22 protein-coding genes are annotated in these 21,930 nt (G+C 72.7%); 14 read left to right on the top strand and 8 right to left on the bottom strand.

All coding sequences use genetic code 11. From position 1 onward, the window contains the following. Window positions 1–23: 23 nt before the first annotated feature. Both AB0F01_RS22975 and AB0F01_RS22970 read right to left on the bottom strand, forming a co-directional pair. On the bottom strand, window positions 24–671 hold the full coding sequence (locus AB0F01_RS22975; RefSeq protein ID WP_362098786.1) for an ABC transporter permease: 648 nt from the start codon (window positions 669–671) through the stop codon (window positions 24–26). Window positions 672–695: 24 nt separating this feature from the next. Further along, window positions 696–1,196, bottom strand: a complete 501-nt coding sequence (locus AB0F01_RS22970; RefSeq protein ID WP_362098783.1) for an Lrp/AsnC family transcriptional regulator — start codon at window positions 1,194–1,196, stop codon at window positions 696–698. Between the two features lie 122 nt (window positions 1,197–1,318). On the opposite strand from AB0F01_RS22970, the gene hppD reads away from it, so the two are divergent. Then, window positions 1,319–2,464, top strand: a complete 1,146-nt coding sequence (gene hppD, locus AB0F01_RS22965) for a 4-hydroxyphenylpyruvate dioxygenase (RefSeq protein WP_362098780.1) — start codon at window positions 1,319–1,321, stop codon at window positions 2,462–2,464. A 345-nt stretch (window positions 2,465–2,809) separates the two neighbouring features. On the opposite strand, the gene AB0F01_RS22960 is transcribed toward hppD, so the two are convergent. Then, on the bottom strand, window positions 2,810–4,285 hold the full coding sequence (locus tag AB0F01_RS22960) for a tetratricopeptide repeat protein (protein WP_362098778.1): 1,476 nt from the start codon (window positions 4,283–4,285) through the stop codon (window positions 2,810–2,812). A 109-nt stretch (window positions 4,286–4,394) separates the two neighbouring features. Here AB0F01_RS22960 and AB0F01_RS22955 point away from each other — a divergent pair, with 109 nt between their 5' ends. Further along, complete coding sequence (locus tag AB0F01_RS22955) at window positions 4,395–5,810, top strand: FAD-linked oxidase C-terminal domain-containing protein (protein WP_362098776.1); 1,416 nt, start codon at window positions 4,395–4,397, stop codon at window positions 5,808–5,810. A 32-nt stretch (window positions 5,811–5,842) separates the two neighbouring features. Here the strand turns inward: AB0F01_RS22955 and AB0F01_RS22950 are convergent, their stop codons facing one another. Next, window positions 5,843–6,253, bottom strand: a complete 411-nt coding sequence (locus AB0F01_RS22950; RefSeq protein ID WP_362098774.1) for an SsgA family sporulation/cell division regulator — start codon at window positions 6,251–6,253, stop codon at window positions 5,843–5,845. Between the two features lie 377 nt (window positions 6,254–6,630). Here AB0F01_RS22950 and AB0F01_RS22945 point away from each other — a divergent pair, with 377 nt between their 5' ends. After that, window positions 6,631–8,181 (top strand): RDD family protein, encoded by a 1,551-nt coding sequence (locus AB0F01_RS22945; protein WP_362098771.1) that lies wholly within the window; start codon window positions 6,631–6,633, stop codon window positions 8,179–8,181. Between the two features lie 142 nt (window positions 8,182–8,323). After that, window positions 8,324–9,103 carry an RDD family protein gene (locus tag AB0F01_RS22940; protein ID WP_362098768.1) on the top strand — a complete coding sequence of 260 codons (780 nt, stop codon included), beginning with the start codon at window positions 8,324–8,326 and terminating at the stop codon, window positions 9,101–9,103. A 24-nt stretch (window positions 9,104–9,127) separates the two neighbouring features. On the opposite strand, the gene AB0F01_RS22935 is transcribed toward AB0F01_RS22940, so the two are convergent. After that, window positions 9,128–9,460, bottom strand: coding sequence for a hypothetical protein (locus AB0F01_RS22935; RefSeq protein WP_362098765.1), 333 nt, complete (start codon window positions 9,458–9,460; stop codon window positions 9,128–9,130). A gap of 393 nt (window positions 9,461–9,853) precedes the next feature. On the opposite strand from AB0F01_RS22935, the gene AB0F01_RS22930 reads away from it, so the two are divergent. After that, window positions 9,854–12,214, top strand: coding sequence for an immune inhibitor A domain-containing protein (locus tag AB0F01_RS22930; RefSeq protein ID WP_362098762.1), 2,361 nt, complete (start codon window positions 9,854–9,856; stop codon window positions 12,212–12,214). A gap of 121 nt (window positions 12,215–12,335) precedes the next feature. Beyond that, window positions 12,336–12,680 carry a hypothetical protein gene (locus AB0F01_RS22925; protein WP_362098760.1) on the top strand — a complete coding sequence of 115 codons (345 nt, stop codon included), beginning with the start codon at window positions 12,336–12,338 and terminating at the stop codon, window positions 12,678–12,680. Between the two features lie 328 nt (window positions 12,681–13,008). Here the strand turns inward: AB0F01_RS22925 and AB0F01_RS22920 are convergent, their stop codons facing one another. Both AB0F01_RS22920 and AB0F01_RS22915 read right to left on the bottom strand, forming a co-directional pair. After that, a complete protein-coding gene (locus AB0F01_RS22920; RefSeq protein WP_362098758.1) occupies window positions 13,009–13,599 on the bottom strand; it encodes a nicotinamidase in 591 nt (196 codons plus the stop codon). Window positions 13,600–13,741: 142 nt separating this feature from the next. Continuing rightward, a complete protein-coding gene (locus tag AB0F01_RS22915; protein ID WP_362099023.1) occupies window positions 13,742–15,061 on the bottom strand; it encodes a nicotinate phosphoribosyltransferase in 1,320 nt (439 codons plus the stop codon). Between the two features lie 185 nt (window positions 15,062–15,246). On the opposite strand from AB0F01_RS22915, the gene clpS reads away from it, so the two are divergent. The 7 genes from clpS (at window position 15,247) to AB0F01_RS22880 (ending at window position 20,315) form a co-directional block, all read left to right on the top strand. Next, window positions 15,247–15,564: an ATP-dependent Clp protease adapter ClpS gene (gene clpS / locus AB0F01_RS22910; RefSeq protein ID WP_164337819.1), complete on the top strand. Its 318-nt coding sequence runs from the start codon at window positions 15,247–15,249 to the stop codon at window positions 15,562–15,564. 53 nt (window positions 15,565–15,617) lie between these two features. Then, window positions 15,618–16,220 (top strand): DUF2017 domain-containing protein, encoded by a 603-nt coding sequence (locus AB0F01_RS22905; RefSeq protein WP_362098756.1) that lies wholly within the window; start codon window positions 15,618–15,620, stop codon window positions 16,218–16,220. 357 nt (window positions 16,221–16,577) lie between these two features. After that, window positions 16,578–18,119, top strand: coding sequence for an alanine/glycine:cation symporter family protein (locus AB0F01_RS22900; RefSeq protein ID WP_362098753.1), 1,542 nt, complete (start codon window positions 16,578–16,580; stop codon window positions 18,117–18,119). Between the two features lie 154 nt (window positions 18,120–18,273). After that, window positions 18,274–18,696, top strand: coding sequence for a M67 family metallopeptidase (locus AB0F01_RS22895; protein ID WP_362098750.1), 423 nt, complete (start codon window positions 18,274–18,276; stop codon window positions 18,694–18,696). Between the two features lie 132 nt (window positions 18,697–18,828). Beyond that, the gene (locus AB0F01_RS22890) at window positions 18,829–18,924 is read left to right on the top strand and encodes a putative leader peptide (protein ID WP_318653187.1); all 96 of its coding nucleotides are present in this window, start codon (window positions 18,829–18,831) and stop codon (window positions 18,922–18,924) included. Window positions 18,925–19,049: 125 nt separating this feature from the next. After that, window positions 19,050–19,358 (top strand): MoaD/ThiS family protein, encoded by a 309-nt coding sequence (locus tag AB0F01_RS22885; RefSeq protein WP_362098747.1) that lies wholly within the window; start codon window positions 19,050–19,052, stop codon window positions 19,356–19,358. Window positions 19,359–19,364: 6 nt separating this feature from the next. Next, window positions 19,365–20,315, top strand: coding sequence for a cysteine synthase (locus AB0F01_RS22880; RefSeq protein WP_362098744.1), 951 nt, complete (start codon window positions 19,365–19,367; stop codon window positions 20,313–20,315). 130 nt (window positions 20,316–20,445) lie between these two features. On the opposite strand, the gene AB0F01_RS22875 is transcribed toward AB0F01_RS22880, so the two are convergent. Continuing rightward, a complete protein-coding gene (locus tag AB0F01_RS22875) occupies window positions 20,446–20,886 on the bottom strand; it encodes a type II toxin-antitoxin system PemK/MazF family toxin (RefSeq protein ID WP_362098741.1) in 441 nt (146 codons plus the stop codon). A 203-nt stretch (window positions 20,887–21,089) separates the two neighbouring features. Between AB0F01_RS22875 and AB0F01_RS22870 the strand changes: the two genes are divergently transcribed. Further along, the gene (locus tag AB0F01_RS22870; protein ID WP_362098738.1) at window positions 21,090–21,842 is read left to right on the top strand and encodes an MBL fold metallo-hydrolase; all 753 of its coding nucleotides are present in this window, start codon (window positions 21,090–21,092) and stop codon (window positions 21,840–21,842) included. Window positions 21,843–21,930 lie beyond the last annotated feature (88 nt).

Below are 21,930 nucleotides of genomic sequence, written 5' to 3'. Positions count from 1 at the left end.
CGGCCGCGGTGGCGGTGGTCGGCTCAGGCACGGATCCCCCTGGGGATGGTCAGCCGCCCGATCAGCACGTACGCGGCGTCGAACAGCAGCGCGAGGACGATGATGCCGAGGGTTCCGGCGAGGACCTGGTTGAGCGCGTTGCTGCTGCCCAGGGAGGCGATCCCGCGGAAGATCAGGTTGCCCAGGCCGGGCCCGGAGGCGTAGGCGGCGATGGCCGCGATGCCCATCAGCATCTGGGTGGAGACCCGGATGCCGGTCAGGATCGGCGGCCACGCCAGCGGCAGCTCGACCCGGGCCAGCCGGGCCGGGCGGGACATGCCGATGCCGGTCGCCGCGTCCACCAGCGACGGGTCGACCCCGCGCAGCCCGACGATGCAGTTCCGCACGATCGGCAGCAGCCCGTACAGCGTCAGCGCGATCACCGTCGGCGGCACGCCCAGGCCCACCAGCGGGATCAGCAGACCGATCAGGGCCAGCGAGGGGATGGTCAGCAGGGTGGCGGTGGTGGTCGTGGCGAGGTTGCCCGCCCACTCGCTGCGGTAGGTGGCGATCCCGATCAGCACCCCGAGCACGGTCGCCACGACCATGCACTGGAACACCACGCTGGCGTGCTGGTACGCGTCCGCCAGCAACTGCTGGTGGCGGCTGTCCAGGTACTCGAGGAAGTTCACATCCGCTCACCCCAGTCCGCCGGTTCAGTCCTGTCCGTTCCGTTCCGGCCCGGACGTGCCGCCCAGCGCCGCCTGCTCCACCAGCGGGATGATCCGCAACGGAACGGGGTTCTCCATGACGATCGCCGTGGCGGCCCGGACGATGCCATCAAAACCGACGACGCGGTCGATCACCCGCTGGAGATCGGCGTTGGAGCGGGCCACCAGCCGGCAGAGCATGTCCCCGGTGCCGGTGGTGGTGTGCAGCTCCAGCACCTCCGGTACCCCCGCCAAGTGGGCCCGTACGTCGGCGCCTTGACCCTGCCGGATCTCCAGCGTGGCGAACGCCGTGACCGGGTAGCCGAGGGCGGCCGGGTCCACCTGCGGACCGAAGCCGCGGATGACTCCGTTCGACTGAAGCCGGTCCAGCCGCGCCTGCACCGTGCCCCGGGCCACCCCCAGCCGCCGGGACATCTCCAGCACCCCGATGCGCGGCTCCCGCGCCAGCAGCACGATGATGCGGCCGTCCAGATGATCGATCGCCATTCCCGCCTCCCCGGTGGTCATCCTGTACAGGAAGTGCGCCGTCACCCGTGCGGCGCTGTACAGATTGCCCAGTGATCCAGCGAACTATTGCGCACCTTGCAGGGCTGCACCACCCTGCACCTATGACGCAGACCACACACCACACTCCCGACACCGCCCGGCAGGCCGACCCCTTCCCGGTCAAGGGAATGGACGCGGTCGTCTTCGCCGTGGGCAACGCCAAGCAGGCGGCGCACTACTACTCCACCGCCTTCGGCATGAAGCTGGTCGCCTACTCCGGCCCGGAGAACGGCAGCCGCGAGACCGCCTCCTACGTCCTGGAGAGCGGCTCCGCCCGCTTCGTGTTCACCTCGGTGATCAAGCAGTCCACCGAGTGGGGCGCCTTCCTCGCCGACCACGTCGCGGCGCACGGCGACGGCGTCGTCGACCTCGCCATCGAGGTCCCGGACGCGCGGGCCGCCCACGCCTACGCCGTCGAGCACGGCGCCCGCTCGGTCGCCGAGCCGTACGAGATGAAGGACGAGCACGGCACCGTCGTCCTCGCCGCCATCGCCACCTACGGCAAGACCCGCCACACCCTGGTGGAGCGCCGCGGCTACGACGGTCCGTACCTGCCCGGCTACGTGGCCGCCGACCCGATCGTCGAGCCGCCCACGCAGCGCACCTTCCAGGCCATCGACCACTGCGTCGGCAACGTCGAGCTCGGCCGGATGAACGAGTGGGTCGGGTTCTACAACAAGGTCATGGGCTTCACGAACATGAAGGAGTTCGTGGGCGACGACATCGCCACCGAGTACAGCGCCCTGATGTCCAAGGTGGTCGCCGACGGCACGCTCAAGGTCAAGTTCCCGATCAACGAGCCCGCCGTCGCCAAGAAGAAGTCCCAGATCGACGAGTACCTGGAGTTCTACGGCGGTGCCGGCGTCCAGCACATCGCGCTGAACACCAACGACATCGTGCGGACGGTTCGCCAGATGCGCGCCGCCGGCGTGCGCTTCCTGGACACCCCGGACTCCTACTACGACACGCTCGGCGAGTGGGCCGGGGAGACCCGGGTGCCGGTCGAGACCCTGCGCGAGCTGAAGATCCTCGTCGACCGCGACGAGGACGGCTACCTGCTGCAGATCTTCACCAAGCCGGTCCAGGACCGCCCGACGGTGTTCTTCGAACTCATCGAGCGCCACGGCTCCATGGGCTTCGGCAAGGGCAACTTCAAGGCTCTGTTCGAGGCCATCGAGCGGGAGCAGGAGAAGCGCGGCAACCTGTGAGCCGCTGAGCACCGCCCCCCACCCGTGACGAGCGGCCGACGCCCGTCACGGGCGGGGCGGGGGCGGGGCCGGTCACGGCCCCGGGGCGGACACCGGCAGCGACCGGCGCCCGCCCCGATGCCGTGCCGCCCCCGATGCCGTGTCGGTCCGATGCCGTGCCGCCCCGACGCAGTGTCGGACCTGGGGCTGTGCCGGCCCCAGCCGTGCCCGCCCTGACGCCGTGCCCGGCTTTGACGCCGTCCCCGCTTTGACGCCGTTCCCGCCCGGACGCCGTTCCCGCTTTGACGTCGTGCCGGCCCCGGGACCGGGCGGCCCCAGCCGTGCCCGCCCCGAGGCCGTGACCGCTCAGGACGACTCCGGCCCCGCCGCCACCGACGGCTCGCCCAGCCGGGTCAGCGCCGCCTTCGCCTCCGGCGCCCGCAGCGGCGAGAACCAGGGGTTGATCCGCAGCGCCTCCCGCAGGTGCCGCCGGGCCGGACCGGGCCGCTCCAGGGCCCGCTCGATCATGCCCCGGTGGAAGACGTGCAGCGCGACGCGCGCCCCGCCGCCGTGCGTGCCCTCCGTCGCCCGTACCGCGTACCGCAGCGCCTCCTCGTGCCGCCCCTCCCGGTGCAGCGCCCAGCCCAGCGCGTCCGCCACCGCCGCCGAGGGCCGCAGCCGGTACTCCGCGCGCAGCCGCCGCACGGCCGCCCCGGCGTCCCCGTGGTCCGCCTCCAGACGGCCCAGCACCAGATCCCCGGCCACCCCGTGCGCGGCGGCCTTCCGGACCAGCTCGCGCACCAGGCCGTACTGCACCCCGGCGGCCTGCTCCATGCCCAGCGACTCGTACAACTCGCCCAGCTCCAGGGCGTACTCGGGCAGCGGCTGCTTCTCCAGGGCGATCCGGTGGGCGCTCAGCGCCTCCGTCGTGCGGCCCAGCGCCGTCAGCACCCGGGCCTCGCCCGCGAGGGCCGCCCGCTGGTCCGGGTCGGTCCGCACCGCCGCCCGGAAGTGCCGCAGCGCGTTCTCCCGCTCACCGCGCTCCCACGCCAACTGCCCGGCCCGCTCCAGGTACGCCGCCCGCTCGGCCGGTGCGGACGCCCCGGCCGCCGCGTCCGCGATCTGCGCCGCCGCGTCCTCCCGCCAGCCCCGGTCCCGGTACACGGCCGCCTTGCGCGCCTTCACCACCGGCCCCTTCCGCAGCGCGGCCAGGCGCTCCAGCAGCGGGCCGACCGCCTTGTGGTCACCCAGCCCCGCGCACGCCTCGATCAGCGGCGGGTACGAGGTCCACCGCCCCGGCTCCAGCTTCCGTGCCGCCTCGCCCCAGGTGCGGGCCCGGCCGTGGTCCCCGCGGGCGTTCGCCAGTGCCGCCAGGCCGCGCAGGGCCGGCGCGTTGCCCTTCGGCCGCACCTTCAGCGAGGTGCGCAGGGCTTCCTCCGCCCGGGAGTAGGACGCCGGGTCGGCCAGCCGCCGCCCCCGTTCCACCCGGGCCGCGCCGAGCACCGCCCAGGACGCGGAGTCCCGGGGGTCGTCCCGCACCCGTCGCCGGTGCTCCTCCAGCAGTGCCTCCAGGTCGGGCAGCGCGGCCGGCACCCCGGCGGTGACGGCGGCCCGGGCCCGCGCCCAGGGCTCCGGCTCCGGCGGCCCTTCCGGTCCCCGCCCCCAGGGCAGCAGCGCCAGTACGCCCCCGAGCACGGCACACCCGGCGACCGAGGCGACCAGCACCCTGCGGCGCCGCCGGGCGGGCCCGCCGGACGGGTGCGGATCCGGGCCGTTCCCCGCCGTCCCCGCGGCCCCCCGCTGCTCCGGCCGTGGTGGCGTGTCGTCCGTGGCGTCGTCCATGGCGCACACTGTGCGCCACCCTCCGTGCCGTACGACGATCACACTCCGGGGTCGGCCGGCCGCCGCACGCGGGGTTCACACCGATGGCCCCGGATGTCACGCTGTGATCATGAGCCGTACCGAAGCGCGACGCGACGCAGACACGGACACGGTGGCGGCCGGGCCGCTCGTCGACCGGCTCCTCGGCGGCCTGCCGGCCGAGGCCGTGCTCACCGACCCCGACGTCACGGCCTCCTACGCCCACGACATGGCCGGCTTCTGCCCGGCCGGCAGCCCCGCGGTGGTCGTCCTGCCCCGGACGGTCGAACAGGTCCAGCACGTCCTGCGCACCGCCACCGCGCTGCGCGTGCCCGTCGTCCCGCAGGGCGCCCGCACCGGTCTGTCCGGCGCCGCCAACGCCACCGACGGCTGCATCGTGCTCTCGCTGACGAAGATGGACCGCATCCTGGAGATCAGTCCCGTCGACCGGATCGCCGTCGTCGAACCCGGCGTCGTCAACGCGGCGCTCTCCCGCGCCGTCGGCGCACACGGCCTCGCCTACCCGCCGGACCCCTCCAGCTGGGAGACCTGCACCATCGGCGGGAACATCGGCACCGCCTCCGGCGGGCTGTGCTGCGTGAAGTACGGGGTGACGGCCGAGTACGTGCTCGGCCTGGACGTCGTCCTCGCCGACGGCCGCCTGATGTCCACCGGCCGCCGCACCGCCAAGGGCGTCGCCGGCTACGACCTGACCCGCCTCTTCGTCGGCTCCGAGGGCACCCTGGGCGTCGTCGTCCGCGCCGTCCTCGCCCTGCGGCCCAAGCCGCCCCAGCAGCTCGTGCTGGCCGCCGAGTTCGCCTCCGGCGCCGCCGCCTGCGACGCCGTGTGCCGGATCATGGAGGGCGGTCACGTCCCCTCACTCCTCGAACTCATGGACCGCACCACCGTCCGCGCCGTCAACGACCTGACCCGCATGGGCCTGCCGGAGACCACCGAGGCCCTGCTGCTCGCCGCCTTCGACACCACCGACCCGGCCGCCGACCTCGCCGCCGTCGGCGCGCTGTGCGAGGCCGCGGGCGCCACCCAGGTCGTCCCGGCCGAGGACCCGGCCGAGTCCGAACTGCTGCTCCAGGCCCGGCGCTCCTCCCTGGTCGCCCTCGACGCCGTCCGGGGCACCACGATGATCGACGACGTGTGCGTGCCCCGCTCCCGGCTCGGCGAACTCATCGAGGGCGTCGAGCGGATCGCCGGCCGGCACCGGCTCACCATCGGCGTCGTCGCCCACGCGGGGGACGGCAACACCCACCCGACGGTGTGCTTCGACGCCACCGACGAGGACGAGTCGCGGCGCGCCCGTGCCTCCTTCGGCGAGATCATGGCCCTCGGCCTGGAACTCGGCGGCACCATCACCGGCGAGCACGGCGTCGGGCTGCTGAAGAAGGAGTGGCTGGCCCGTGAGCTCGGGCCCGTCGGACTGGAGATGCAGCGGGCCGTGAAGCGGGCCTTCGACCCGCTGGACCTCCTCAACCCGGGCAAGCTGTTCTGACCCGCCCGTCCGGCACCGCGCCGGCCCGGCGGTCACGGCGCGAGCAGCCCGGCCAGCTCCTCGTCCAGGTCCAACTGCTCGCTCTCACTGCCCGGCGGCACCAGCCGCAGCGTGCGCTCCAGCCAGGCCGACACCTGCGCCGCCGGCGCCTCCAGCAGCGCGTCGCCGTCGGGCGAGCTCAGCGCCATCAGCACGACGGAACGCCCGTCCGCCTTCGACGGCCACACCCGCACGTCCCCGTGCCCGCACGGCCGGAACACGCCCTCCACCAGCAGCTCCCGGGCGAACGTCCAGTGCACGGGCTGCTCGGAGGTGACGTGGAAGGCGACGTGCACGGCGTAGGGGTCGTCGGTCCGGTAGCCGAGCCGGGCCGGTACGGGCAGCGCCCGCTCCGGCGACAGGATCAGCCGCAGTTCCAGTTCCCGCTCCACCACGGTGTTCATGGCTTGTGCTCCTCTCGCGTGACCGGACCCGTCGGGGGCCCGCACGAGGAGAGAGCGGCCGGGGCCGGGAGCATTACGCGGGTTCCGGGAACTTTCTCGCGGGTGGCGCCGGACCCGCCGGACGCCGTGACCTTCGCGCACCTCGCCGGCGTCGCGAAGTCCGTGGGTGTCGCGAAGTCCGTGGGTGTCGCCGCCGCCGAGGAACGGTCCGGAGAAGGCGGCGGCAGGGGCGTCACGGGCGCTCCCGGGCGTCGAGGGACGTACCACATCGGTCCCCGAAAGGGGCGGGTCCGGCAGGACGGGCGGTGGGGCCCCGGGCGGTCTGATAGATGTGTATCCCCCCATCCCACCCAACGAGCAGATACGGGACGACGGACATGAGCGCCCCAACCCCGGCCCCGGGCGACGACAGGCCCCGCGAAGGGTATTACCCGGACCCGTCCATTCCTGGATACGTCCGGTACTGGAACGGCGCCGCCTGGGTGCCCGGCACCAGCCGTCCCGCGCCCGCGGCCGGTGAGCGCCTCGCGCCGCCGCCCGGTGCGGTGGCCCCCGCGCCACCCGCCGTGGAGGAGACGGGACCGCACTTCTTCGACGAGGACCCGGTCGAGCCGCCCGTCGCCCAGGCCACCGCGCCGCCCGCCGTCCCGGCCCAGGAACCGCCCGCGGCCGGGCCGCCGTCCGCGCCGTCCCCGGCCGAGGCGCAGCACGGCAGCCGTCCCGAACCCGCCTCGGCCTGGGGCGCCGACCGTTCCCGCCAGTCGGGCTTCGGCAGCGGGCCGGACCGCCGGATCTCCTGGGGCGCCGACCCCCGGGCGCCGCTCGCCTCCGGGCCGGAGGCGGACGGCGGCGCGGCGGCCGACGCTCCCGTGGGGGCGTCGGCGGCCGGGACCGGGGGGCCCGCCGCGCCGTCCGGGAGCACCCGTCAGGACGAGGGCACCATGACGTTCCGGGCCGCCACCGCCCCGTCCGGGGGCGGCCGTCCCGGGTTCGGCGCCGGCAGGGCGGCGGCCGACCGTGCCGCCGCGGCCGACGGGGGCGGCGCGAGCCCGGCGCCCGCCGCCTCGGCGGCCACGCCCGCCCCGGCCGCCGCCGTCCCGCCGTCCGGCCCGCAGCAGGCACCGGCCCCCACCGTGCCCCCGCAGTCCCCGGCCCCGCAGGCCGCCCGCGCCGCTGCCCCGCAGACGGCACCGCCCGCGGCGGCGGCCCCAGCGCCCGCCCCGACGCCCGCCCCGGCCCCGGCGCCTGCCCCCTCTCCCGCCCCGGCGGCCACGCCCGCCTCCCCGCCCCCGGCGGCCTCCGGGCCGCTGGCGGGCGGCGCGGGCGGTGGACAGTCGTCCTGGGCGCAGCAGGTGCACCGGCTCGCGGGCGGGGACGAGCCGCCGGTGGTGCCGTGGAAGCCGCCGGCGGACGACCCGTTCCAGGCCGCCGCCCGGCGGCAGGCCGAGGCCCGGCCCGCCCCGCTGGGCAAGCGGTTCGCCGCCCGGCTGGTGGACACCGTCGTCCTCGGCGCCGTCACCGCCGTGGCCGCGGTGCCGCTGGGCAGCCGGGCGCTGGACCACATCGAGGCCAAGATCGAGACCGCCAAGCTGTCCGGACGGACCGTCACGGTGTGGCTGCTCGACGGGACCACCTCGGTCCACCTCGGCATCGTGCTGGCCGTGCTGCTGCTCGCCGGGCTCCTGCTGGAGGTGCTGCCCACCGTCAAGTGGGGCCGCACGCTGGGCAAGCGGCTGATGGGGCTGGACGTCCGGGACATCGAGGGGCACGAGAGCCCGGAGTTCGGCGCCGCGCTGCGCCGCTGGCTCGTCTACAGCGTCCCCGGGCTGCTCGTCGTGGGGATCGTCGGCGTCCTGTGGTGCCTGTTCGACAAGCCGTGGCGCCAGTGCTGGCACGACAAGGCGGCCCACACCTTCGTGGCCGGCTGACCTCGCCGGGACCTCTTGGGGGCGCCTCCCGGGACCTCTTGGGGACGCCTGCCGGGGCCTCCCGGGGCGTGCCGTCGTCCCGGTACTCCGGACGGCGGCGCGCCGGATGCGGAGCCGTGGGGTTCGGGGTCGACTCGGGCCTATGAGCAGCACACCGCCTCCCGGTCCGGGACAGCAGCCCCCGGACGACGACCCGTTGCGCAAGCACCCCCCGCCCGGCGGCCCCGGCGGCCCGGGAGCCCCCGGGCCCGGGCAGGGTCCCGGTCCGGGCCAGGGTTCCCCCTACGATCCGCCGCCCGGGCAGCAGCCTCCGCCGTACCCCGGTGACCCGTACGGCGGTGGGGGCCAGGGCGGCGGCCCCTACGGGGGCGGTGGCGGTTCCTACGGCGGGGGAGGGGGCGGCCCCTACGGCGGGGGCGGCGGCGGTCCGTACGGTCCCGGCGGCGCCGGCGGTCCGGGCGACCCGCTCGCCGGGATGCCGCCGCTCGCGGACAGCGGCCGGCGCACCCTCGCCCGCATCATCGACATGATCCTGGTCGGCATCGTGGTCTGGCTGCTCACCTGGCCGTTCGGGGTGAGCGAGTACAACGTCGACACCGATCAGATCAATGTGGGCAACTCCTTCTGGCAGTCCCTGGTGGCCGCGGTGCTGTACATCGCCTACGACACCTTGCTGACGGCGCGTCTGGGGCAGACCCTGGGCAAGAAGTGGCTGGGGCTCCGGGTGGCCAACCTGGACAACGGGGCGACGCCCTCGACGCAGACCTCGCTGACGCGCGCGGCCGTGCTGTGGCTGCCGTTCGCGTTCTGCTGCGCCTGTGTGTGGACCGTGATCGCCGGTGGCTGGAGCTACTTCGACCGGCCGTACAAGCAGGGCCTGCACGACAAGGCGGCCAAGACCGTGGTGGTCAGCACCCGTTGACGCCGCGGCGGCTGCCGGCGGGCCTCAGGAGGCCGCCCGCTCCCGTACGGGTTCGCGGACCGGGGACCCCACCGTGGCCCGTACGGCGGCCGGGCGCGCGGGACGCTCCGCCGAGACAACCCGAGTCGAGGCGGCCGGAGCCGTGGCGGTCGTAGCCGAGGCGGCCGGAGCCGTGGCGGGGCGTGGCCGGGCGAGCGGCAGCCGCACCGCGGCCAGCAGGCCGAGGGCGAGGGCCGCGACGGAGACGACCGCGACGCCGGGGCCCGAACTCGCCCCGGATAGCAGCAGCATGGCGAGGGTGGACAGGACCACGGTGCACGAACCGCAGGCGAGCTGAGCGACAGTCGGACGGGGCATGGCCATCGTGTCCTCGGAGGTCGGGGGCTGTCGGCCTGGCAACCGCCGGCTCATGGGCGATCCGCCATCCGACTCTAACGCCGAGGGTGCCCGAGGGGAACGGACAGTAAGCGTGACCTGACCGACAGGACCGGTGCACAGGGGGCGCACGGAGTCATGACGTCCACCCTGTGGACGGCAGTACGCGCCGTGCGGTTCGCGGCGGTGTGTCCGCAATGCGAACCCCCGTTCCGCATAACGCCTTTGATCTGTTCAAGTCAAGGTCTGTTTTTTCAGCGGAACCTCTAGTCAAATGTCGTCACTTGATTACACGCGTTGATCACGTGTGCGCGGACTGCATCCATTACCGGAACCCCCCTGCCGCGCACACGCACGCGGGAGGGGAACTCTCAAGTGACCACGAGACCATGGACGTTCAGAGCGGCCGCGATAGGCGTGGCCGTCGCGGCGGCCACCGCCACCGGCTCTGCGTTCACCCTGGCCCAGGCCGACACGGCCGATCGGGCCGACCGGCCCGCCACCGTGGACCGGAAGGACCCGGCGGAGCTGACCCACGTCGAGCACGACCTCGAGGGCCCGCTCTCCAAGACCCAGGCCGCACAGCGCGAGGAGGCGCTGAAGCAGGTCATCTCCGGCAAGAACACGGTGAAGAACCGTCACGGATCCAAGGTCGTCGGCCTGAAGAGCAAGAAGGGCGACACCAAGTACGTCGAGCTCGGCCGCGAGAAGACCGACAAGATCTTCACGATCCTCGTCGAGTTCGGCGACCAGATCGACAGCCGCTACGGCGGCACCCCCGGCCCGCTGCACAACCAGATCGCCGAGCCGGACCGCAAGAAGGACAACTCCACCGCCTGGCAGGCCGACTACAACCAGCAGCACTTCGAGGACCTGTACTTCGGCGAGGGCAAGGGCACCGAGTCGGTCAAGACGTACTTCGAGAAGCAGTCCTCCGGCCGCTACTCCGTCGAGGGCCAGGTCTCCGACTGGGTCAAGGTCCCCTACAACGAGGCCCGTTACGGCAACAACGCCTGCGGCCAGAGCAACTGCCCGAGCGTGTGGAACGTCGTCAGCGACGGCCTGGACGCCTGGGTCGAGCAGCAGAAGGCGGCCGGGAAGACCGACGCCGAGATCAAGGCGAACGTCGCCGAGTTCGACCAGTGGGACCGCTACGACCACGACGGCGACGGCGACTTCAACGAGCCCGACGGCTACATCGACCACTTCCAGATCGTGCACGCCGGTGAGGACGAGTCCGCCGGCGGCGGCGCGCAGGGCACGGACGCCATCTGGGCGCACCGCTGGTACGCCTTCGGCACCGACGCCGGCGCCACCGGCCCCGAGCAGAACAAGCTGGGCGGCGCGGCCATCGGCGACACCGGCATCTGGGTCGGCGACTACACCATCCAGCCGGAGAACGGCGGACTCGGCGTCTTCGCCCACGAGTACGGCCACGACCTCGGCCTGCCGGACCTCTACGACACCGCGGGCGGCGAGAACTCCACCGGCTTCTGGACCCTGATGTCCTCCGGTTCCTGGCTGGGCACCGGCAAGAAGGAGATCGGTGACCTGCCCGGCGACATGACCGCCTGGGACAAGCTGCAGCTGGGCTGGCTGAACTACGACCGGGCCAAGGCGGGCGTCAACTCCTGGCACAAGCTGGGCCTGGCCGAGTACAACACCAAGCACAAGCAGGCGCTGGTCGTCGAGCTGCCGAAGAAGGCCGTCACCACCGAGGTCGTCACCCCCGCCGAGGGCGAGACCCAGTGGTGGAGCGGCAGCGGTGACAACCTCAAGAACACCCTGACGCGTTCGGTGGACCTCACCGGCAAGACGTCGGCGGAGCTGACCCTCGACGGCTGGTACGAGATCGAGGCCAACTACGACTACCTCTACACCGAGGTCTCCACCGACGGCGGCGCCAACTGGACCGCCCTGGACGGCACGGTGGACGGTCAGCCGCTCCCGCGTGACGGCAGCGACAAGCCGGCCCTGCACGGCACGGTCGACGGCTACAAGCCCATGGTCTTCCCGCTGGATGCCTACGCCGGCCAGAAGATCGACCTGCGCTTCCGCTACCAGACCGACGGCGGAGTGGCCCTCAAGGGCTTCGCGGCCGACCGGATCGCGGTGACCGCGGACGGCGAGGCCGTCTTCACCGACAACGCCGAGACGGCGGACGACGCGTGGAAGGCCACCGGCTTCTCCCGCATCGGCGCGTCCTTCACCAAGGACTACGCGCAGTACTACATCGCCGAGAACCGCCAGTACGTCTCGTACGACAAGACCCTGAAGGTCGGCCCGTACAACTTCGGCTTCGCCAACAGCCGTCCGGACTGGGTGGAGCACTTCCCGTACCAGAACGGCCTGTTGATCTGGAAGTGGGACACCTCCCAGGCGGACAACAACACCAGCCAGCACCCGGGCACCGGTCTGATCCTCCCCGTCGACGCGCACCCGAAGGCCATGAAGTGGTCCGACGGCACGCTGATGCGCAACCGGATCCAGACCTATGACTCCACCTTCAGCACCTTCCGCACGGACGGCATCACCCTCCACAAGGACGGCGTCCGCACGAAGATCAAGTCGTCGAAGGGTGTGTCGGAGTTCAACGACCACAAGCACACCTACTACGACCCCGCGAACCCGGGCGGCAGCGTCCAGATCACTGACACCAACACCAAGATCAAGATCACCAAGGAGGCCCGCGACGGCTCCACGATCGAGCTCGAGGTGCGTCCCGCGGTGAAGTAGTCCGCGTTTTCCCAGCTCAGCGCATGATCGGCGGTGACCCCCTGGCGGGTCGCCGCCGATCCGTGTTTAGGTGCGTCCGTGGATTTCTTATTGACACCGACGGACACGGGGGTCTGATCACATGGCCGCAGGAGGCTTCTGCAAGCTGCCGAACGGCACCGTGGTGGTGGCGCTGAACCTGCCCCGCCCGGCCGCCGACGGCACCGGCGCGGTCCGCGTCCTCGTGCACGCCGGCAACCGGGCGCGCGCCCTGACCAGGCTGCGCAACCTGGGGTTGCGGGCGGTCTACCTGCGGGGCAACGCCGCCCCGCCGACCCCCGACGAGATCACCGCCGTGCTGCACCATCCCGACGGCCTGATATGGCGCACCGCCCCCGGCCCCGGCGTGCTGACCGGCCCGGAGCTGGCCGTGGAGCTGTGGCAGCCGATCCGGGCCCTGCTGAGGCGCCCCGCGGCCCCGGCCTGAGGCATCGGACGCCGCCGTCCGCGGGCGTCGTGCGCCGTCCGGGGCACCGGGCCGGACTGGCCTCGGTCCGACGCCGTGGCCGCCTCGGCCCGAGGCTTCGGCCCGCCACCTCGGCCCGAAGCCTTGGCCTGACACTTCGGCTCGCCGCCACGGCTCGACGCCTCGGCCCGCCGCCGTGGCCGCCGTGGCCGCGGCGGACCATGCTCCATGCTCCACGGGCCGTGGACCATGCTCCATGCTCCACGGGCCACGGGCCGCGGACCACGATTCGCGGCCCGTGGCCCGCGGACCACGGGTCGCGGCCGGCCCGGCCGGGCGAAGGCCCGGGTCAGTGGCCGACGACCGGCTTGCCGGTCAGCTCCACGCCCGCGGCGCGCATGTCCTCCAGGGCCTGATCGGTGGTCTCCCGGGCCACCCCGGCGGTGAGGTCGAGCAGCACCTGGGCGCGGAAGCCCTCGCTCACCGCGTCCAGCGCGGTGGCCCGCACGCAGTGGTCGGTGGCTATGCCCACGATGTCGACCTCGTCGATCTCGCGGGCGCGCAGCCAGTCGGCCAGTGAGGTGCCGTCCTGGTCGGTGCCCTCGAAGCCGCTGTAGGCGGCCGAGTAGGAGCCCTTGTCGAAGACGGCGTCGACCGCGCCGGAGAGCACGGCGGGGGCGAAGTTCGGGTGGAAGCCCGCGCCCTCGGTGCCGGCCACGCAGTGGGCGGGCCAGGTGTCGACGAAGTCCGGGTTGTCGGCGAAGTGGCCACCGGGGGCGATGTGGTGGTCACGGGTGGTCACGACGTGCCGGTAGCCGGCGGGGGCCTGTCCGATCAGCTCGGTGATGGCGGCGGCCACGTCGGCCCCGCCGGTCACGCCGAGGCTGCCCCCCTCGCAGAAGTCGTTCTGCACGTCGACGACGATCAAGGCGCGGCGCATGGTGGGTTTCCTCCCGGTGGGAAGTCGGCTGAAGCGGCCCGGCCGGTGAACCACCGAGCCTAGGGAACGGGGGGCGGGTCGGACAGGGGCGCGGCACGGTCTGCCGTGCCCCGGTCCGGTGCGCCCGGTGAAGCGGTGCGGTTCAGTGGCCCGAGGGGCCGTGGTGGTACTCCGTCGGCAGGACGGCCTCCCCCCGGGAGAGCTGGGTGGCGGACAGCGGCAGACCGGCGCGGGCGGCGATGTGGCGGTCGCGGATCACGTCGAGCGGCTCGCGGACGAGCACCTCGCCCCCCTTGACCAGCTGCACCAGTAGCTGCCGGTCGGCCAGCTCGTCGGGGACCGGCCCGGTGCCGACCACCTCGGCCTCGGCGACGCCGTGCTCGTCCAGCCGCCGCGCGGCCCACTTGCGGCCGCCGACGGAGGTCTTGCCGCCGGTGGACTTCTTCGCCACCGGCACCAGCGGGGCCGCCGGGTCGTCCGAGCCGGCGCGGGCGACCAGCTTGTAGACCATCGAGGCCGTGGGGTGCCCGGAGCCGGTCACCAGCTGGGTGCCGACGCCGTAGGCGTCCACCGGGGCGGCGGCCAGCGAGGCGATGGCGTACTCGTCCAGGTCCGAGGTCACGGTGATCTTCGTGCCGGTGGCGCCGAGCGCGTCGAGCTGCTGGCGGACCCGGTGCGCGACCAGCAGCAGGTCGCCGGAGTCGATGCGCACCGCGCCCAGCTCCGGGCCGGCCACCTCGACGGCGGTGCGGACCGCCTCGGCCACGTCGTAGGTGTCCACCAGCAGGGTGGTGCCCTCGCCGAGGGAGTCCACCTGGGCGCGGAAGGCGTCCCGCTCGCTGTCGTGCAGCAGGGTGAAGGCGTGGGCGGAGGTGCCCACCGTCGGGATGTCGTAGCGGAAGCCGGCCGCCAGGTCGGAGGTGGAGGCGAAGCCGCCGATGTAGGCGGCGCGGGAGGCGGCGACGGCGGCAAGCTCGTGGGTGCGCCGGGCGCCCATCTCGATGAGCGGGCGGTCCCCGGCGGCCGACGCCATCCGGGAGGCCGCGGCGGCGATGGCGGAGTCGTGGTTGAGGATGGAGAGGATCACCGTCTCCAGCAGCACGCACTCCGCGAAGCTGCCCTCCACCCGCAGCAGCGGGGAGCCCGGGAAGTACACCTCGCCCTCGGGGTAGCCCCAGATGTCGCCGGTGAAGCGGTAGTCCGCCAGCCAGTCGAGGGTGGCGGCGTCGACGATCCGCTTCTCGCGCAGGAAGCCCAGGATCTCCGGGTCGAAGCGGAAGTTCTCCACCGCGTCCAGCACGCGCCCGGTGCCCGCCACCACGCCGTAGCGTCGGCCGCCGGGCAGCCGCCGGGTGAAGACCTCGAACACGCTGCGCCGTCCGGCGGTGCCGCCGCTGAGCGCGGCCTGCAGCATGGTCAGCTCGTACTGGTCCGTGAAGAGCGCCGTCGAGGGGACGCCCAGTCGCCGTCCGCCGCCGCCCGAGCGCGCGGACGCCTCGCGTCCGGCAGCCGTCGACAGCCCTGGATCCGCTGTGTTCATACGACGATGCTACCCCCATTTCGTCAGTTTGACGATTTCCCGGGGGAGGCGTGTCGACTCCCGTTCTGGCGGGCCGGTTTGTGCGTCCACCCCCCTCCGGTGGCAGCATGGGCAGTGTGACGTCACCCGCACCCCTGGAGATCGAACGCACCGAGTCGGCGGAGGAGACCTTCGCCGTGCCGGAGCCCGACGTCCCCTGGGTCACCATCGTGCACAACGACCCGGTCAACCTCATGAGCTACGTGACGTACGTCTTCCAGACGTACTTCGGTTACTCCAAGGACAAGGCCACCAAGCTCATGCTCGACGTCCACCACAAGGGCCGGGCGGTCGTCTCCAGCGGCACCCGCGAGGAGATGGAACGCGACGTCCAGGCCATGCACGGCTACGGCCTGTGGGCCACCCTCCAGCACGACCGGAAGTGACCTTCCGGACATCACCCGCCCCCTGCGCAGGACCGGAAGTAGCGATCGCCTCCATGCCCGGACACTTCGAACCCCTCCCCGGCGGCGGCGCGGCCGTCGCCCTCGACGACGTAGAGATCTCCATCATCCGGTCGCTGGCCGTGCAGCTGATGGAGCTGATCGGCCCGGGACCCGCCGAGGACGCCCCCGGCGACCCGCTCGCCGAACTCTTCGCCGACGGGCCGAGCGAACCGCCCTCCGACCCGGTGCTGCGCCGCCTCTTCCCGGACGCCTACAGCGACCCCGAGGGCCCGGCCACCCCCGGCGAGGCCGAGGAGCAGCGGGCCCACTCCGCGGAGTTCCGCCGCTACACCGAGAACGACCTGCGCGCCGGCAAGCGCGAGAACGCCCTCGCGGTGATCCGCACCCTGGACGCCCTCAGCTCCGGCGGGGAGGGCGGGGCGGTGCTGAAGCTGTCGCCGGAGGAGTCCCGGCAGTGGCTCGGCGCCCTGAACGACCTGCGCCTGGCGATCGGCGCCCGGCTGGACATCGGCGACGAGGACGACACCGACGTGCTCTTCGGCCTGCCGGACGAGGACGCCCGCAAGCCGATGGTGATGGCCTACCTGTGGCTGGGCGGCCTCCAGGAGACGCTCGTGGGGACGCTCATGCCGTAAGGATGTCCAATACATCCATATGGGTCCCTGTAAATTGTTCGCTCAGAGGAACCTCAAGTCCGCATAACGATCCCGTCACCGCCCCGTGGATTTATTCCGCAGGGGCGGTTTTCTGTGATGTGTGTCACTCGGGGGCGGGGTGGCGGCGTGGTACGAATCTCCAGCCCGTTCGCGGCACACCTCCGCCGGGAACGGGCAGCCGGCCACCCTCACCGGCGTGCACCACACGGCAGGAAGTACGACGGTCCCGGTCCGGAGCCGTCTCCCCCCACCGCGCCGCAAGGACCACGGCGTTCGCACACGTCGCACCCGTTCTGCTGCGTCACGCCAGCACGTCCCCGCTCTTGAGGAAGCTCGATGTCACTCGACTCCATCACGCAAAACATCGACGACTCCGTCAGCGATTTCTTCGACCCCGTCGCGTCCGCCGTCGGCGACGTCGTCTTCTACACCGTCACGGTGTTCGGCGCCGAACTCCCCCTCATCGTCGCCTGGCTCGCCATCGCGGGTCTCGTCTTCACGTGCTGGTTCGGCCTCGTCCAGGCCCGCCGCTTCAAACTGGCCCTCGACGTCGTGCGCGGCAAGTACGACGAGCCCGACGCGCCCGGCGAGGTCAGCCACTTCCAGGCCCTCACCGCCGCCGTCTCCGGCACCGTCGGTCTCGGCAACATCGCCGGTGTGGCCGTCGCCGTCTCCGTCGGCGGCGCGGGCGCCACGTTCTGGATGATCGTCTGCGGTCTGCTCGGCATGGCGAGCAAGTTCGTCGAGGTCACCCTCGGTGTGAAGTACCGCGACGTGCACGCGGACGGCACCGTCTCCGGCGGTCCGATGCACTACCTGCCCAAGGGCCTCGCCGAGCGCTTCGGCCGCGGCGGCGCCAAGCTGGGCAAGGTGCTCGCCGTCCTCGCCGCGATCCTGATCCTCTTCTTCGGCCTCTTCGGCGGCAACCTCTTCCAGACCAACCAGAGCTACGCCCAGATCGCCTCCACGTTCGGCGGCGAGGACGGCTTCATGGCCTCCTCCTCCGGCGCGATCCTCTTCGGTGTGCTGGTCGCCGTCCTGGTCGGCCTGGTGCTCCTCGGCGGCATCCGCTCCATCGCCTCCGTCACCAGCCGCCTGGTCCCCGCCATGGGGATCATGTACGTGCTGGCCTGCCTGACCGTCATCCTGGTCAACGTCACCTCCGTGCCGCACGCGATCGGCGAGGTCTTCAGCGGAGCCTTCAACCCCCAGGGTGTCGCGGGCGGCATCCTCGGCGCCCTGATCGTCGGCTTCCAGCGCGCCGCCTTCTCCAACGAGGCCGGTATCGGCTCCGCGCCGATCGCCCACTCCGCGGTCAAGACGAAGCACCCCGCGAGCGAGGGCCTGGTCGCCCTGCTGGAGCCGTTCATCGACACGGTCATCGTCTGCACCATGACCGCGCTGACCATCGTCATCGCCGACCCGGCCAGCTGGGGCGAGGCCCGTGAGGGCGCGGGCATCGGCGGCGTCACCATCACCTCCGACGCCTTCGCCACCGTGATGCCCTGGTTCCCGCACCTGCTGACCGTCGCCGTGCTGCTGTTCGCCTTCTCCACGATCCTCACCTGGGGCTACTACGGCCTGAAGGCGTGGACGTACCTCTTCGGCCGCAGCAGGACCAGCGAGACGATCTTCAAGAGCGTCTGGAGCGTCTTCGTCGTGGCGGGCGCCCTGCTCTCCCTCGACTCGCTGATCAGCCTCGCCGACTCGGCCCTCTTCCTCCTCGCGGTGGTGAACATCGTGGGCCTCTACCTCCTGGCCCCCGTGGTCAAGCGGGAGCTCAACTCCTTCCTGGAGTTCGTCCGCCGCCGCAAGAGCGGCGAGGCCGCCGACGCCCGGCCCGAGGAGGCCGAAGTCCCCGCGACGAAGTCGCTCTGACCCTCCGGCACCGCCGACCGTCCCCTCCAGGACGCCCTGGCCGCGGGGAGCACTCGTGGGGCTCCCCGCGGCCGGCCGCTCAAGGCGTCCGGCATCCGGGCCGTCCCGTACCACCCTTCGGTACGGGACGGCCCGTCTGCTTATGCTGAGCCTCATGCTGACCATCACCCAGGCGCTCTACGACCAGATCGTCGCCCACGCCCGCAAGGACCACCCGGACGAGGCGTGCGGAGTGGTGGCGGGCCCGGTGGGCTCCGGCCGCCCCGAACGCTTCATCCCCATGCTGAACGCCGCCCGCTCGCCCACGTTCTACGAGTTCGACTCCAAGGACCTGCTGCGGCTGTACCGCGAGATGGACGACAACGACGAGGAACCCGTGGTCATCTACCACTCGCACACCGCCACCGAGGCGCACCCCTCGCGCACCGACATCGAGCTGGCCAGTGAGCCCGGCGCCCACTACGTGCTGGTCTCCACCGCCGACACTGACGGCCTCGGCGAGTTCCAGTTCCGTTCCTTCCGCATCGTGGACGGCGAGGTCACGGAGGAGGAGGTCAAGGTCGTCGAGGCGTACTGAGACCGCCATGAGGCCCGCTCGGCGGGCCGGGACGGCCCCGCCCACCTGCATCGTCTCGGTGTCCGGTCGGTAGCCGTCCGCAGTGTGAGATCACACTCGGATCCCCCGATCGGGAATCGATACGATGACCCCATGGTTCTCCCTGACGTGAGCGACAAGACGCCGGGCAGCATGCTCGTGGCGCGGCTGCACGTCGACCTGTGCAGGCTCGCCAGCGCCATCTGTTGACGACCCCTGCCGCCGTACGGCCCGTGAGCCGCGGCGCCCGCACCGAGCACCACCCGCGTCACCACGCACCCGCGCCGCCGCGCGCCCACCGACCCGACGACACCTTCCGACAGGAGCCCTCCGCTATGGCCATCGAGGTCCGCATCCCGACCATCCTCCGCCAGTACACCGACGGTCAGAAGGCGGTGGACGGCTCCGGGAACACCCTCGCCGAGCTCTTCGCCGACCTCGAGACCCGGCACACCGGCATCCAGGACCGCATCGTGGACGGCGAGCAGCTGCGCCGCTTCGTCAACGTGTACCTGAACGACGAGGACGTCCGCTTCCTCGACGGCATCAACACCAAGCTGACCGACGGCGACAGCGTGACGATCCTTCCGGCCGTCGCCGGGGGCTCGGCCGCCGCGGTCGGGCGACCGGCGCGAACGGCCTGATCGCCGATGCGCTTCGACTCCCCGCTGGCCGCGGTGGGCAACACCCCTCTGGTGCGCCTGCCGCGGCTCTCGCCGTCCGAGGACGTGCGGATCTGGGCCAAGCTGGAGGACCGCAACCCCACCGGCTCCATCAAGGACCGGCCCGCCCTGTTCATGATCGAGCAGGCGGAGAAGGACGGCCGCCTCACCCCGGGCTGCACCATCCTCGAACCCACCTCCGGCAACACCGGCATCTCCCTGGCCATGGCCGCGAAGCTCAAGGGCTACCGCATCGTGTGCGTGATGCCCGAGAACACCTCGCAGGAACGTCGGGACCTGCTCGCCATGTGGGGCGCGGAGATCATCTCCTCCCCGGCCGCGGGCGGCTCCAACACCGCCGTCCGGGTCGCCAAGGAACTCTCCGCCGAGCACCCGGACTGGGTGATGCTCTACCAGTACGGCAACCCCCACAACGCCGGCGCGCACTACGCCGGAACCGGCCCGGAGATCCTCGCCGACCTGCCGTCGATCACCCACTTCGTGGCCGGACTCGGCACCACCGGCACGCTGATGGGCGTGGGCCGCTACCTTCGCGAGCACAAGCCCGACGTGAAGATCGTCGCCGCCGAGCCGCGCTACGACGACCTGGTCTACGGGCTGCGCAACCTCGACGAGGGCTTCGTCCCCGAGCTGTACGACGCCTCGGTGCTGACCACGCGCTTCTCGGTCGGCTCCGCTGACGCGGTCACCCGCACCCGTGAGCTGCTCCAGCAGGAGGGCATCTTCGCGGGCGTCTCCACCGGCGCCGCCCTGCACGCCGCGATCGGCGTGGCGAAGAAGGCGCTGAAGGCGGGGGAGAGCGCCGACGTGGTCTTCGTGGTCGCCGACGGCGGCTGGAAGTACCTCTCGACCGGCGTCTACACCGCCCCGACGACCGAGCAGGCCATCGACGCCCTCCAGGGCCAGCTCTGGGCCTGACCCCCGGCCGTCCGCACACCCTCCCCGAAGGGGCCCGAGCACCGCTCCGGCCCCTTCACCGCTGCCCGGGGGCGTCCGCGCGGGCGAGGGCCCGGGCGGCACCCGGCGGCCCGCCCGCCCCCCGCCGTGCTCACTCCGCCAGGTGGCGGACCCGCTCCCACAGGGCCGGGTCGAGCACGCCGGCCCGGCGGCGGAAGTCTCCCAGCGGGACGTCCCGCAGCTCGTCCGTCTCCAGGTAACTGGCCCGCCCCCGGGCGTCGCCGACGGACCCCGGCGGCAGCGGGACCACCCCGGGCCGCCCGTCGCCCGACCTCGTCGTGATCTTGGCGACCGTGACCCGGTCCCCGCGCACCGTCAGCACCAGACAGGGCCGGTCCTTGCTTCCCGGCCGGTCCTCGAAGGGCACCCCCGCCCACCAGATCTCCGCCGGCCGCGGCCCGCCCGCCCGGGCCCGGCTCGTTCTTCCGCGCGCCGGGGGCCGGTGGCCCCGGCCCCAGCCGTCGACGAGCGCGGCGACCAGGGCGAGCAGGACGACCGCGGCGAGCGCGAGCCACCACCAGGACGTGTCCATGGCACCGACCGTACCGGCGCGGGCGCCGGCCGCGCGCCCCCTCACCCGTCCCATGCGCCCCGGTTCCAGCCGAACCGGTGACTGCGCAGGTGAGTTCCCCCACAACCGCCCTCGGTGAAGGAGCGACCACACGTTTTGCGTCTTACGCTCGACGGACCGCACAACCCCCGTTCTCACATCCCCGCAGCGGAGGTTTCTGCTCCATGAAGCTCACCGTCGTCGGCTGCTCGGGGTCGTTCCCGTCCGTGGATTCGGCCTGCTCGAGCTACCTCCTCGAGGCCGACGGCTTCCGGCTGCTCCTCGACATGGGCAACGGTGCCCTGGGCGAGCTGCAGCGCCACTGCGGTCTCTACGACCTCGACGCGATCTTCCTCAGCCACCTGCACGCGGACCACTGCATCGACATGTGCGGTTACTTCGTCGCGCGCTACTACCGGCACGACGGCGGCCGTTGCGACCCCCTCCCGGTCTACGGCCCCGAGGGCACCGAGCACCGGCTCACCACCGCCTACGCCGACACGCCCTCGGCCTCCTCCATGAGCGAGGTGTTCGACTTCCACACGGTCAAGCCGTCCACCTTCGAGATCGGCCCGTTCACCGTGCACACCGACCGGGTGGCGCACCCGGTGGAGGCGTACGGCATCCGCATCGAGCACGGCGGGCGCACGCTGACGTACTCCGGCGACACGGGCGTCACCCCGGTGCTGGACGAACTCGCCCGCGACGCCGACCTGTTCCTGTGCGAGGCCGCCTTCACCCACGGCAAGGAGAACATCCCCGACCTGCACCTGAACGGGCGAGAGGCGGGGGAGACCGCCGCCCGGGCGGGCGCCCGCCGCCTGGTCCTCACCCACATCGCCCCCTGGACCGACCCGCAGGTCAACCTGCGCGACGCCCGCGCGGTCTACGACGGCCCGGTGGAACTGGCGGCGCCGGGGGTCACGTACCAGGTCTGACGTCCGGAGGCGGACCGCCGCCCGCCCACGGGGAAGGCCCCCGGCACCGTCACGGTGCCGGGGGCCTTCGCACGGACCCGCCGCGGGG

This window comes from Streptomyces sp. NPDC029526 (genome assembly GCF_040637405.1).
Taxonomy (GTDB): domain Bacteria; phylum Actinomycetota; class Actinomycetes; order Streptomycetales; family Streptomycetaceae; genus Streptomyces.
The sequence above is the reverse complement of the archived record's forward strand: the minus strand, read 5'-3'. Positions and strand labels throughout refer to the sequence as shown.